Below are 12360 nucleotides of genomic sequence, written 5' to 3'. Positions count from 1 at the left end.
GAAGCCTTTTGAGAATCGATAAATTGCTTTCGAATAGTGGGTATGGAAGTAGAAAAGAAGTTAAGAAAATATTAAAAAATGGTTCGGTGTTAGTTAACGGTGAGGCAGTGAAAGATGGAAAACAACATGTAGATCCCGAAAAGGATAGTGTCTTGGTGTTCGGGGAAGAAGTACAGTATCGTGAATTTATTTATTTAATGATGAATAAACCGGCGGGTGTCATCTCGGCCACGGAGGATGATCGGGATGAAACGGTGATTGATTTATTAGAAGCTGAAGATACGATCTTTGATCCATTCCCTGTGGGGCGACTAGATAAAGATACAGAAGGACTTTTATTGATCACAAATGATGGTCAGCTTGCTCATCAGCTTTTAGCCCCTAAAAAACATGTTTGCAAAACCTATTTTGCTGTTATAGAGGGGAATGTGACGGAAAAAGATGTCGTGGATTTCCAAAAAGGAGTTCAACTCGATGATGGATATGTCACAAAACCAGGCTTTTTAAACATTTTAAAAAGCGGATTGCGATCAGATATAGAATTAACCATCACAGAAGGAAAGTTTCATCAAGTAAAACGAATGTTTGAAGCAGTTGGAAAAAAAGTCGTCTATTTAAAACGCCTTACGATGGGCCCATTACAATTAGATGATTCCCTACAATTGGGCGAGTACCGTGAGTTGACTGAGGAAGAAATAGACGAGCTGAAATCATTTAAAGGAGAGACACCGTTTTAAATTTTATCGTTTCTAAAAAGCAAAAAAAGGCTGTCCTATGCACATTTGCATTTAGGGACAGCCTTCAACTATTTCATTCATTAAATTCAAACACCTAAGATGTCATCTTTACTCTTTTCTCTGTCGTTGTCCATTTGCCACGGCTCGGGCTTACAACCAAGTCGTTATAGGCTAACACATTCAAATCTCGTTGAATGGTGCGAGGAGTGATGCCAAACTCGTCAACTATTTCTTGTGTAGATACAGTTCCATTTTCTTTAATAAATAGATAGACGGATTTAATTCTTGTTAGCATCCGATTCGTTGAAGGTTTCAAAAAACCAACTCCCTCATCTTATTTCCAAAGGCAAACCAACGGACGGCTATATGGATGTGGGGGTTAACTTCCACACATTGTATGTAAGCTTCTTTTCCACAGACAGCTCCTTTACTAAGAGATTTAAGATGTCTGACAATTTTATTTTACCCTTTTTGCGAGTGCTTTTCCAGAATGAAATCATAATTTAAGAAAAGTTTACCCTAATTTACCACATCTTAATAATTGCTTTAATAAAAATATATCAAAAAACTATTCAAATATGAATGTTTTTCGGAATATTCAGTAAAACTTAGGCCATAAAAATGTAAATTAGCGTATGAATCTTTATCACACTCGTAACGGGGGAATAAAATTCTCACTGAATGAAGTTTCATTTTATTTAGGATGGAAGAAGTACGGTTGCACATATTATCACTTAAAGAGTGAATAGCATATTTTTACAATGGGAATCTATAGATGGAAGATATTTCGTTGATTTATGTTTTTTTCCTTGGGAAGGAGGAGTACAATATAAATAGAGTAGAATAGAAACTGTTAGATAAAGGAGCAATGATTGTGACACAAATCAATTGGATGAAAGAAGTTGAACAACGAAAAGAGGCATTAATTCATGATTTGCAATCTTTGATTCGTATTAAAAGTGTCCGAAATGATGTAGACCAAACTCCAGAAGCCCCACTTGGCAAGAATGTGAAAGCGGCATTAGATTATATGTTACAACTAGGTGAAAAAGATGGCTTCACTAGTAAAAACGTAGGAAATGTTGCAGGACATCTTGAATTCGGAGCGGGTGAGGATATCGTCGGGATTCTTTGTCATGTTGATGTCGTTCCTGAAGGAGATGGATGGTCTGTCGATCCATTCAGTGGTGAAATCATAGATGGAAAAATCTTTGGACGTGGTTCCTTAGATGATAAGGGGCCGACAATGGCTGCTTATTATGCAATGAAAATCGTGAAGGAACTGGGACTCCCATTAAATAAAAGAGTACGAATGATTATCGGAACAGATGAAGAAAGTGATTGGCAATGTGTGGATCATTATTTTAAACAGGAAGAAATGCCAACTGTTGGTTTTGCACCTGATGGAGACTTTCCTATCATCCATGCAGAGAAGGGAATTGTGGATTATGATCTTGTCCACAAAGCACGGAAGTATGACCCCTCTCAAGCAATGATAAGAGTGGTTTCATTTGATTCAGGTAGACGGTATAACATGGTTCCTGATTATGCGAAGGCCATGATTGTTGTCAATGAATGTCAAACAGAATTTGTACAACGATTTGAGGATCTATTCCATAACCATGGATTAAAAGGGCGTTATCATATTGACAACGGCCATTTAGTCTTGGAATTAGAAGGAGTTTCCGCACATGGAATGGAACCAAGAAATGGTAGGAATGCTGGGCTGTTTTTAGCTGACTTCTTATCCAAGTTACCGATTGATGAAGCCGCTAGACCATTCTTTTCGTTCATCTCCCATTATTTGCATGAAGATTCTCGTGGTCGAAAATTACAGCTAGCTTATGAAGATGAGATTAGTGGTGATTTAACGATGAACATTGGAAAGTTATCGTATAGTGAAAAAGAAGGTGGACGTATCGGAGTGAATATGCGTTATCCTGTTACGTATAAACTCGCGGAACATAAAGAAGCTTTGGAATTATTATTACAAGATCAAGGATTCGTCATTGAAAACTTTTCTGATAGTCCACCACATTATGTGGATAAAAATGATGAATTCATACAAATTTTAAGTAAAGTATATGAAGAACAAACAGGGGAAAAAGCAGAACTTTTAGCCATTGGTGGGGGAACATACGCTAGATCGTTAGAAAAAGGGGTTGCATTTGGCGCATTATTCCCAGGCCGAGCTGATGTGATGCATCAGAAAGATGAACATATGTTTATTGAAGATTTATTTAAAGCCACCGCTATTTATGCACAAGCGATTTATGAATTAACGCAAGAATAGAGATAGAAAAAGAATGACTTGAATTTTTAGTCATTCTTTTTCTTTCCTTTATATCATTTGAAAACTACGAAATCTGGACATAAGACCTCAGTCATTTTCGCCTTTGTTATCCCTCTAAAAACACATCTGTGGATAAGTATCTTTCCCCTGTATCCATTACCATACAAACTACCACGTCCTCTTTTGAAAGGGTTTTGGCTACTTGGATCGCGGCATAACAAGCTGCTCCAGATGAAGGTCCAACTAAAATTCCTTCCTCTTTTGCAAGGCGTCTCGTAATATCATATGCGTCCTCATCTTTTATTAAATGGATTTTGTCATATACATTCGTATTCAATGTATTAGGGATAAAGCCAGGGCTTGTTCCTACTAATTTATGTTTTCCTGGTTTCCCGCCTGATAGTACAGGTGAGCCAGCTGGTTCTGCAACATGAACCTTTAATTGGGGGTAATAATCTTTTAAAACTTCCCCTGTACCTGTGATGGTTCCTCCCGTTCCAGCAGTGGCAACAAACGCCGTTAATTTCTTATTGATTTGCTTCATTGCTTCAATGACTTCTAATGCAGTGGTTTTTCTGTGAGCATCAGGATTTGCTTGGTTTTCAAATTGCATGGGAATGTAGCTGTTTGGAATTTCTTTTGCTAATTCTTCTGCTTTTCGAATAGCACCTGGCATTTTTTTATGACCGGGAGTAAGGACGACCTCCGCTCCATAAGCTTTTAAGAGATTAATTCTTTCCTTTGTCATCGTATCCGGCATGACTAGTATAGCGCGGTAGCCTCTTGCTGAAGCATTCATCGCAAGGCCAATTCCTGTATTTCCACTTGTTGGTTCAATAATAGTGGCCCCTTTTTTTAATTCCCCTGATTTTTCAGCTTCGATAATCATATTGAATGCCGCGCGGTCTTTTACACTTTTGCTCGGGTTAAAAAATTCTAATTTTAAATAGACATCTGCTCCATCTTCAGGATTAAGACGGTTCAGTTTGACTAATGGTGTATCTCCGATTAAATCCGCAATATTGTTCACGACTTTCATGTTTTTCATCCTTTCTTTTGCCTACCTATCTTTATAATACTAAATTCAAACTAAACCAATCAAATAATACAGGATATTTGTCGTTAATCCGAAGAAAATGTTGTATGAAATAAAAATATTTGAATTGAATGGGAATAAGGAAGTTTCTTTTGCCCGAAAATGTGAAACAGTGAATAGAATTTGGTAAAATAATGAATAAATACTCATTTATTGGCCAGTTGCAGCTCCTAGACGCTCAAGGTCTAGTGGCTATCTCCTTCAGAGGGAAAAAGTGCCCTCTTTGGCGGATCTTGGCACTTGCTTGTCGCGTCTGTTTAGTCGACTATACTTTTATGACAAGGGTGAAATAAATTGACACAATATCACTATTTTTTTGCTTTATCATTACCTGAAAATACGAAAAATATGTTACATCAATATTCAAGTCAACTCCACTTCCCATTTCAAAAATGGGTACATCCGGAAGATTATCATTTAACCTTTGCTTTTTTAGGAAGTGCGGATCAGGTGAAATTAGAAAAGGCAGTGGAAAATGTAAGAAAAGGGTTAATTGGATTTTCCTCCTTTTCATTAAAGATTTCTTCATACGGTACGTTTGGCCGCTCTGATTCCCCAAGAATTTTTTGGATTGGAGTTGAGGAGGAACCCCGCTTACACCAGTTACAGCAGATCATTCATAAAGCATGTAATGAGGCGGGCTTTGAACTTGAGACAAGACCGTTTCGACCACATATTACGATTGCACGAAAATGGAAAGGAGAATATCCTTATCCTAAAGGAATAGAAAGCGATATCGATCTTCCCTTTAAGGCGGACACGGTCGCATTATACCAAACACATCTCGATAGAATACCAAAATATGAAGCAATTGAGACATTTATATTACATGAGTAAGCACTGAAAGGGACGGTCAAGATGGCACAATTAATTAAGCTTCAAGATTATATATCACGCTATGAATTTGATTTATATCGCTACCCTACACAATTTGTTCGATTTAAAAAGCAACAATGGGAGAAAACACAGCAAAAATGGGAAGTAGAAAAACAAAATGAAGGGGATCAACCAATCGAAGAGGAAGTATTTGAACTTGAAAAAGCAGGCTTTTTTCAGCGGGTGAAAGGTTTATTTAAAAAGAATGTAAATACAGAGTTAGAGGATGACGACCTAGAAAAATGGGGGGAAATGAAGGAAACCGAAGTCTTTCCCTTTCATTTCAATTTATCTCATCCCCCAAAAAATAAGCATGAGTTAAAAAAATTATTTCTTGAGCAATTATTTCAATTTCAATTAAAATGGGCGAGTTCTACATTAACAGAGAAGTCGTATATAGATCAAAAATACATACAGGATGAGCGTTTACAGTTTTTCCTGCAACGATTTCCTGATACTTTCCTTCTTATGTATGAACCGATTTTAAGGATGAAAAATGCACCTGTTGAATTAGATCACCTGTTGATCACCCCAACGGAAGTGTGGTGTATTTCATTTCTAGAAGATGGTCATGAAGCCACATTTGTCGGATCCAATGATCGTTTTTGGACAAAAAAGATAGGGGAACAAGAAGAAAAGGTGCTTAGTCCTGCCATTTCTTTAAATCGGATGGGAATCATTATTTCACAGCTTTTTAAACTTTATGAAGTAGAGTTTCCTGTGAAAAAATTAGTTTTATCGAGAAATGGGTATATTGATTTTCCGACCGCTCCATTTGATTTAGAAATCGTGGATTGTAGAAATTTTAACCAATGGTTTGAATCTATGCGGAAATTGCATTCTCCGCTAAAAAGAATGCAAATGAAGGCGACGAAGAGTTTATTAGATTATGCACAAACCACTAGTATCCGTCGACCTGAATGGGATATGGGTATAGAAGACCCCTTTGTAGTGGATGAGTGAAAACGTAATCCTGAAAAAAGTAGGGTATATAAAAATGGAATTTTTAACAATATGAAAAAATGAATTGCTGACTTGGACCCTTTTGGTATACAATGAAAAGATGTTAAATTGTACGGAGATTGAATCCTTTAATAAAGAGATTGTTTGAAGGAAGTCGAATTTTGTCCTGCGATATTTGGATTCTATAAAGTAATCTTGACGAAAAACATCGAAAGAGGATAAAATTTACTAGATAGTTATTGTCGTTGAGCTTCAATAACTGTTTTTTTATCGCCAATTAATGAATGGATGATATTAAAAGGGAGAGTCCCATTGGAATTCTTTCATGTGTTTAAGCTATGTTTTGCTACAATTTTAAAAAAATAAACGATTAGTTTCGCTTTCTCTTTATGAAAGAATCGACAGATGAGGAGTGAGCTAATATAAAGTTTGTACTTTTTAATCGTACAGCTTACTTAAATGAAGGTGAATGAAGTTGGAACATTTATTAGGACAAGATTGGGAAATTGTTTCCGCCGGTGGTGCGACTGGTGAAGCCTTTTTAGCCAGTCATAATGGCCAAAAGCTATTTTTAAAACGGAATTCTTCCCCATTCTTAGCTGTTCTTTCTGCAGAAAGAATAGTACCGAAACTAATTTGGACGAAACGTTTGGAAAACGGAGATGTCATCACTGCTCAGCAATGGTTAAATGGAAGAGAACTTAAGCCGGTTGAAATGATGAGTGAACAAGTTGTAAAAGTGTTAAAGAAAATTCACTCTTCAAAACCGTTATTAATGATGCTTAAGAGGCTTGGAAAAAGGCATAATCAACCCGAAATGATGCTGAAGAAAATCACCATGAATTTAGATGATGAAATTTTACAATATCCCGGGGTGAAAGAATCCATTCAATTCTTACAATATGAACTCAAAAATATTTATTGCGAGGAATTGGTTGTTTGCCATGGAGATGTCAACCATAACAACTGGCTGCAAACAGACAACCAGTTGTATTTAATTGATTGGGACAATGCTATGATTGGCGATCCTGCAATAGATATTGGATCACTGTTATATTGGTATATTCCCAAAGAAAATTGGGAGCAGTGGTTAGGATTATACGGAGTAACTTTGACATCTCATTTGAAACTAAGAATGAAATGGTACATCACGGTCCAAACCCTTTACTTCGTCCAGTGGCACAGAGATAAGAATCGCTTTGATGAAATGATGAACTGGCTTCATTTTTTACAATCCATTCAGTGATTTATGAAAAATGATTCATATCTGCTACCCATTCAGATAGTTGGCTTTGATGTGATTGGATATGTTGATTAAGGTTCCCGGCATTCTTTCCATTTTGACTATAGGAATAGACATTTTCTAATAAAGGTTTCATCGAAGAATGGATATGCTGGTTGACCATTAAAGATTTGACTAGTCGTTCCAACTGTTCACATTCAGCAACTGAACCACAACAATCGGTTTGATGATTTGACAAAATGTCCTTTAATAATTCCAGCTGATGTTGATGATTTAACGTCATGGAAGTCATCCTTTCACTATTTAAGTAAGCTCATTTACGGTTAATTGAATAAATCGATCATCTGTTCTTTTTAAGGAAAAGAATTCACTCCTTATTTTGTGAGTTCTTTTTTTATTTATTCTTATCAATGCCTATATTCATCTATACGAAAAATTGAAGAAGTAGTCCCATTAAGATGCTCCTTGCAACAAATGGGGGATCATGATATCGTTTGAACGATGCGAAGTGCAATCAGTGATTGAAAAAAGAGGTGCTGACATGAGATTAAGATATAAGCCTTGGGCTAAAGATAAATTGAATGAATATCCGCAATATTCGATTCAACAACCAGAACAATATAAAGGAAGATGGGAAGAGGTATTTGGTAATGACCATCCTATCCACATTGAGGTCGGGACGGGAAAAGGCCAGTTTGTAACAGGAATGGCGAAAGCGAACCCTCATATTAATTATATCGGGATTGAAGTGTATGAAAGTGTCATCGTTTCAGCGCTTGATCGAATTATTGAGGCCGATCTCCCTAATGTAAAGCTATTAAGTGTGGATGCAAATGATTTATCGAAATTTTTTGCGAAAAATGATGTAGAACGTGTCTATTTAAATTTTTCAGATCCATGGCCTAAAGTAAGACATGAAAAACGCCGCCTTACATATCAGTCATTTTTAAAGATTTATGAAGATCTTTTAATTGATGGGGGAGAAATTCATTTTAAAACGGATAATCAAGGACTCTTTGAATATTCTCTTATGAGTTTTTCTAAATATGGAATGCTATTAAAATATATTAGTTTAGATCTTCATCAAAGTGATTATGAAGGAAATATTATGACAGAATATGAAGAGAAATTTTCAGCAAAAGGTCAACGAATTTATCGGTGTGAAGTAAAATTTCAAAATGATTAAGAAAAAATCGGTCCCACAAAGGGCCGATTTTTGCCTCGTCTATCAGCTATCGTATTTCTCCGTTTTCTCCCTACGATAAGTCAACATCAGCTCGTGGAATACCTCGCAGTGTTTCCTTTATCTCAGTCAAAGACTACAAAATCCGTACGCCGATGACCAGGCGCTTCCGCTTTTGATCGTCCAGCTCCAGCGCCTATCGTCTAGCGGATTTCTCCGTCTTTTCCCTACGATAAGTCAACATCAGCTCGTAAAAGACCTCGCTGTGTTTCCTTTATCTCAGTCAAAGACTACAAAATCCGTACGCCGATGGACAAGGCGCTTCCGCTTTTGATCGTCCAGCTCCAGCGCCTATCGTCTAGCGGATTTCTCCGTCTTTTCCCTACGATAAGTCAACATCAGCTCGTGAAAGACCTCGCTGTGTTTCCTTTATCTCAGTCAAAGACTACAAAATCCGTACGCCGATGGACAAGGCGCTTCCGCTTTTGTATTTATAAAATATAGTGGGGGTTTTTGAATTATGTTATAATTTAGAAAGTTATGTAAAGGGGGCGAAGTGGTGGAAACGCTTACAATAGGAGATTTAACATTGACATGGTTAAACGGTGGAGTAACGAATTTAGATGGGGGAGCTATGTTTGGAGTTGTTCCTAAACCATTATGGTCACGGAAATATCCACATAATGATGAAAATCAAATTGAATTGCGCACAGACCCTATTTTCTTTCAATTAGATAGGAAAAATATTTTAATTGAAACTGGAATCGGATATGGGAAAATGAATGCTAAACAAAAACGTAACTTTGGGGTTAGGGAGGAATCAAAAGTAGAAGAATCATTACAACAGCTTGGGGTATTGCCAGAAGATATTGATATTATCTTAATGACTCATCTTCATTTTGACCATGCATGTGGTTTGACAAAGTATGATGGGGACGAGCTTGTCTCTGCATTTCCCAATGCTACCATCTATACGTCGCGAACTGAATGGGGGGAAATGAGAAACCCGAATATTCGTTCCAAAAATACATATTGGAAGGAGAATTGGCAAGCAATTGTAGATCAAGTCAAAACATTTGAAGATGAAATAGAAGTGGTGAACGGAGTGAAAATGGTCCATACAGGCGGTCACAGTGATGGACACTCAATCATTGTCATTGAAAGAGATGGTGAAAAGCTTATTCATATGGCAGATATTATGCCGACTACTGCCCATCAACATGTGTTATGGGTCATGGCCTATGATGATTATCCAATGGATTCGATTGCCGCAAAGCAAAAGTGGTTATCTGAAGGGGTGAAGGATCACGCTTGGTTCACATTTTATCATGATGCCTTTTATCGGGCTGTGAAGTGGAATGAATCTCATGAGATCGTAGAGTCAGTAAAACGAATTAGATAAGAATGATGTAAAGGTGTCCCTAAAGTGCCTAGCTCCATTCTGGCTTTATTGGAAGATTTGAAGCAGTATCTTGGTGAAAATGGCTTGGCACTTTGCCTTCGGGACGTCATTTTGAAGCTTCATTATTAGGGGAGTCGATACACGTCCATAATCGTTCCGGTCTTGGCATCGGCGATAAATTCAAATTGTTCTAATTTCTCATTCACTCTTCTTGAAATGCCTCCACGATAAACCGTCGTTTGTAGGCCAAGCTTATGAAACTCCTCTGGCTTCATTTGAATCCATGAACCATCAATTGCTCCGTCTTTTTTAAATGCTTCTTTGACATTTTCTAATATTTTTTCCGCAGATACCGACATTTGATTTGATATAGCTTGTTGAACGGCAAGAGCTCCGATAGCACCTGAAACTGCCCCTGCTAAAAAAGTTTTCCAATTGTATTTCATCTTCCTTCCACCTCCAGCATGGCTTTTACATCCATAAGGATTTCTCCTATGGAATGATCTTTCACATATAAGTTCAGTATACAGTAGTTTGTTTAGATAATCCTTTCCGAGACTTTTTTTCAATAAAATTTCATTTTTCCCTCACATGAAGAACTTTCTTAATGAAGCATCTACAGAGGCGATGTAAATCGAACAAATGTGAAGGTGGAAAGGGACAAGATTTTTCTATAAAATAGAGGAAGGCAATATTTAGAACGGGTTCGATTTTGAACTTTTGAGGAATATATTGTACATAATGAAAAAATTTTAGAAAAGGAGTTTTACAATGAATCAGGAGACTCTACAACTTTTTAAAACATTAACAGAACTTCCGGGAACATCTGGTAATGAACATGCGGTTCGAGCGTTTATGCGTCAACAATTATCACAATACTCCGATGAGATCATTCAAGATGGACTTGGAAGTATATTCGGAATGAAAAAAGGAGAAGAAAACGGTCCGACTCTTATGGTGGCTGGGCATATGGATGAAGTTGGATTTATGGTCACCTCGATTACAGACAACGGCATGATTCGCTTTCAAACATTAGGTGGTTGGTGGAGTCAAGTGTTACTTGCTCAACGGATTCAAATTATCACAGAGCAAGGTCCTATCATCGGCGTGATCGGTTCCATTCCCCCGCATTTATTAAATGATAGTCGAAGAAATAAGCCAATGGAGATCAAAAATATGTTAATTGATGTTGGAGCAGATGATCGGGAAGATGCCGTCCAAATGGGGATTAAGCCAGGACAGCAAATAGTACCGATTTGTCCATTTACTCCGATGGCAAATGAAAGGAAAATTTTAGCAAAAGCATGGGATAATCGCTATGGTTGTGGATTAGCAATCGAATTATTAAAAGAAGTGAAAGATGAAAACCTACCGAATGTATTATATTCTGGTGCAACTGTTCAGGAAGAGGTAGGGCTACGTGGTGCACAGACATCTGCCAATATGATTAAGCCTGATCTCTTTTTTGCATTGGATGCAAGCCCAGCCAATGACATGACAGGAGATAAAAATGAATTTGGACAGCTTGGGAAAGGGACACTACTAAGGATTCTTGACCGATCTATGGTGACACATAGAGGAATGAGAGAATTCGTATTGGATACAGCCGAAACCAATCATATCCCTTATCAATATTTCGTATCACAAGGGGGAACAGATGCTGGAAGAGTTCACTTATCGAATGAAGGTGTACCGAGTGCTGTGATCGGAATTTGCTCAAGATATATTCATACTCATGCTTCCATTATTCATGTGGATGACTATGCTGCTGCAAAAGAATTATTAGTGAAATTAGTTAAAACATGTGACCAATCCACTGTTCAAACGATTCGTCAAAACGGTTAAATGGTGAATAAATATTCATACTAAAACAGTGGGGGAAGGGAATCTTCCCCCACTGATTCAAGCTAAAGTCTATTTCTCTTCAAAAATATAAGATAACACTTGGATTGCCTGCTCAATTGTTTCAACTGTTACATTGGCTTTCCTTGATAATTCTTTGAGGGCATGGTGATGTTCTTTTGGTCGGATTAAGATCAGTGGCTTCCCAGAGGTAATCGCTAAGCTTGCATCCATCGCTGTGTTCCATTGTTTGTATTTTTCACCGAATAAGGCGATGACAATGTCTGCCTTTTGCATTAAAATTTGTGTTCGAAAATTATTAATGCTCGAAGCGGCTTCATCTTTTAAAATAGCGTTAGGTTGCTCTCCTAATATTTCTTCGCCAATATTGTCTGAGCGTTCATGATTTTCCATTGGTCCAACGAAAGTAATCGGCAATTGAAGAGCATTCGACCGTGCCTTTATTTCTTCGCGCCAACTTGTATGGATCTCCCCTGCTAAATAAATAATGATTTCCATTCTCTAACAACCTCCTTCATTCTTAATTAATATACCTTAAATAAACTGAATTTTGAATTTTTTTATCTCGCTCCTCAAATGGGAATAATAGATCGAATCAAAGAATTTTCTCTATGTGTAAAATTTTACTCGGGGGTACCTGAGGCATATTTCTAGTCAAAAAAAGAGAAAGCACTCTATCATAAATGTATGCTAGACGGCAAATA

The 12360-nt window shown here is 37.3% G+C and carries 13 protein-coding genes; 8 read left to right on the top strand and 5 right to left on the bottom strand.

The window, feature by feature from the left end; genetic code table 11:
* Positions 1 to 8: 8 nt before the first annotated feature.
* Positions 9 to 737, top strand: a complete 729-nt coding sequence (locus tag J2S13_RS10700) for a pseudouridine synthase (RefSeq protein ID WP_307257752.1) — start codon at positions 9 to 11, stop codon at positions 735 to 737.
* A gap of 94 nt (positions 738 to 831) precedes the next feature.
* On the opposite strand, the gene J2S13_RS10695 is transcribed toward J2S13_RS10700, so the two are convergent.
* A complete protein-coding gene (locus J2S13_RS10695; protein ID WP_307257751.1) occupies positions 832 to 1053 on the bottom strand; it encodes a DeoR family transcriptional regulator in 222 nt (73 codons plus the stop codon).
* A 558-nt stretch (positions 1054 to 1611) separates the two neighbouring features.
* Here J2S13_RS10695 and pepV point away from each other — a divergent pair.
* Positions 1612 to 3030 (top strand): dipeptidase PepV, encoded by a 1419-nt coding sequence (gene pepV, locus J2S13_RS10690; protein ID WP_307257750.1) that lies wholly within the window; start codon positions 1612 to 1614, stop codon positions 3028 to 3030.
* A 106-nt stretch (positions 3031 to 3136) separates the two neighbouring features.
* Here pepV and cysK read toward each other — a convergent pair whose 3' ends face one another.
* A complete protein-coding gene (gene cysK, locus J2S13_RS10685) occupies positions 3137 to 4069 on the bottom strand; it encodes a cysteine synthase A (RefSeq protein WP_307257749.1) in 933 nt (310 codons plus the stop codon).
* Between the two features lie 351 nt (positions 4070 to 4420).
* Between cysK and thpR the strand changes: the two genes are divergently transcribed.
* The 3 genes from thpR (at position 4421) to J2S13_RS10670 (ending at position 7211) form a co-directional block, all read left to right on the top strand.
* Positions 4421 to 4963, top strand: coding sequence for an RNA 2',3'-cyclic phosphodiesterase (gene thpR / locus J2S13_RS10680; RefSeq protein WP_307257748.1), 543 nt, complete (start codon positions 4421 to 4423; stop codon positions 4961 to 4963).
* Positions 4964 to 4984: 21 nt separating this feature from the next.
* Complete coding sequence (locus tag J2S13_RS10675; RefSeq protein WP_307257747.1) at positions 4985 to 5965, top strand: NERD domain-containing protein; 981 nt, start codon at positions 4985 to 4987, stop codon at positions 5963 to 5965.
* A gap of 475 nt (positions 5966 to 6440) precedes the next feature.
* Positions 6441 to 7211: a phosphotransferase family protein gene (locus J2S13_RS10670; RefSeq protein WP_307257746.1), complete on the top strand. Its 771-nt coding sequence runs from the start codon at positions 6441 to 6443 to the stop codon at positions 7209 to 7211.
* A 1-nt stretch (position 7212) separates the two neighbouring features.
* Here J2S13_RS10670 and J2S13_RS10665 read toward each other — a convergent pair whose 3' ends face one another.
* Positions 7213 to 7491, bottom strand: a complete 279-nt coding sequence (locus J2S13_RS10665; protein WP_307257745.1) for a YtzH-like family protein — start codon at positions 7489 to 7491, stop codon at positions 7213 to 7215.
* Positions 7492 to 7749: 258 nt separating this feature from the next.
* On the opposite strand from J2S13_RS10665, the gene trmB reads away from it, so the two are divergent.
* A complete protein-coding gene (gene trmB / locus J2S13_RS10660; RefSeq protein WP_307257744.1) occupies positions 7750 to 8394 on the top strand; it encodes a tRNA (guanosine(46)-N7)-methyltransferase TrmB in 645 nt (214 codons plus the stop codon).
* A 556-nt stretch (positions 8395 to 8950) separates the two neighbouring features.
* Positions 8951 to 9793 carry a YtnP family quorum-quenching lactonase gene (locus J2S13_RS10655; protein ID WP_307257743.1) on the top strand — a complete coding sequence of 281 codons (843 nt, stop codon included), beginning with the start codon at positions 8951 to 8953 and terminating at the stop codon, positions 9791 to 9793.
* 125 nt (positions 9794 to 9918) lie between these two features.
* Here J2S13_RS10655 and J2S13_RS10650 read toward each other — a convergent pair whose 3' ends face one another.
* A complete protein-coding gene (locus J2S13_RS10650; RefSeq protein WP_307257742.1) occupies positions 9919 to 10239 on the bottom strand; it encodes a PepSY domain-containing protein in 321 nt (106 codons plus the stop codon).
* 325 nt (positions 10240 to 10564) lie between these two features.
* Here J2S13_RS10650 and J2S13_RS10645 point away from each other — a divergent pair, with 325 nt between their 5' ends.
* The gene (locus J2S13_RS10645; protein ID WP_307257740.1) at positions 10565 to 11638 is read left to right on the top strand and encodes a M42 family metallopeptidase; all 1074 of its coding nucleotides are present in this window, start codon (positions 10565 to 10567) and stop codon (positions 11636 to 11638) included.
* A 69-nt stretch (positions 11639 to 11707) separates the two neighbouring features.
* Here the strand turns inward: J2S13_RS10645 and J2S13_RS10640 are convergent, their stop codons facing one another.
* Positions 11708 to 12154 (bottom strand): YtoQ family protein, encoded by a 447-nt coding sequence (locus tag J2S13_RS10640; protein WP_307257739.1) that lies wholly within the window; start codon positions 12152 to 12154, stop codon positions 11708 to 11710.
* Positions 12155 to 12360 lie beyond the last annotated feature (206 nt).

Origin of the sequence: Oikeobacillus pervagus (assembly GCF_030813365.1) — a bacterium.
Lineage (GTDB): Bacteria > Bacillota > Bacilli > Bacillales > DSM-23947 > Oikeobacillus > Oikeobacillus pervagus.
Note: the sequence above shows the minus strand (reverse complement) of the source record. Positions and strands in the feature narration are given on the sequence as shown.

Excerpts from the sequence above, each read along its gene's own strand:
- J2S13_RS10645 (WP_307257740.1), top strand. The coding sequence starts at position 10,565 with ATGAATCAGGAGACTCTACAACTTTTTAAAACATTAACAGAACTTCCG.
- J2S13_RS10640 (WP_307257739.1), bottom strand. The coding sequence starts at position 12,154 with ATGGAAATCATTATTTATTTAGCAGGGGAGATCCATACAAGTTGGCGC.
- cysK (WP_307257749.1), bottom strand. The coding sequence starts at position 4,069 with ATGAAAGTCGTGAACAATATTGCGGATTTAATCGGAGATACACCATTA.
- J2S13_RS10665 (WP_307257745.1), bottom strand. The coding sequence starts at position 7,491 with ATGACGTTAAATCATCAACATCAGCTGGAATTATTAAAGGACATTTTG.
- J2S13_RS10650 (WP_307257742.1), bottom strand. The coding sequence starts at position 10,239 with ATGAAATACAATTGGAAAACTTTTTTAGCAGGGGCAGTTTCAGGTGCT.
- trmB (WP_307257744.1), top strand. The coding sequence starts at position 7,750 with ATGAGATTAAGATATAAGCCTTGGGCTAAAGATAAATTGAATGAATAT.
- J2S13_RS10675 (WP_307257747.1), top strand. The coding sequence starts at position 4,985 with ATGGCACAATTAATTAAGCTTCAAGATTATATATCACGCTATGAATTT.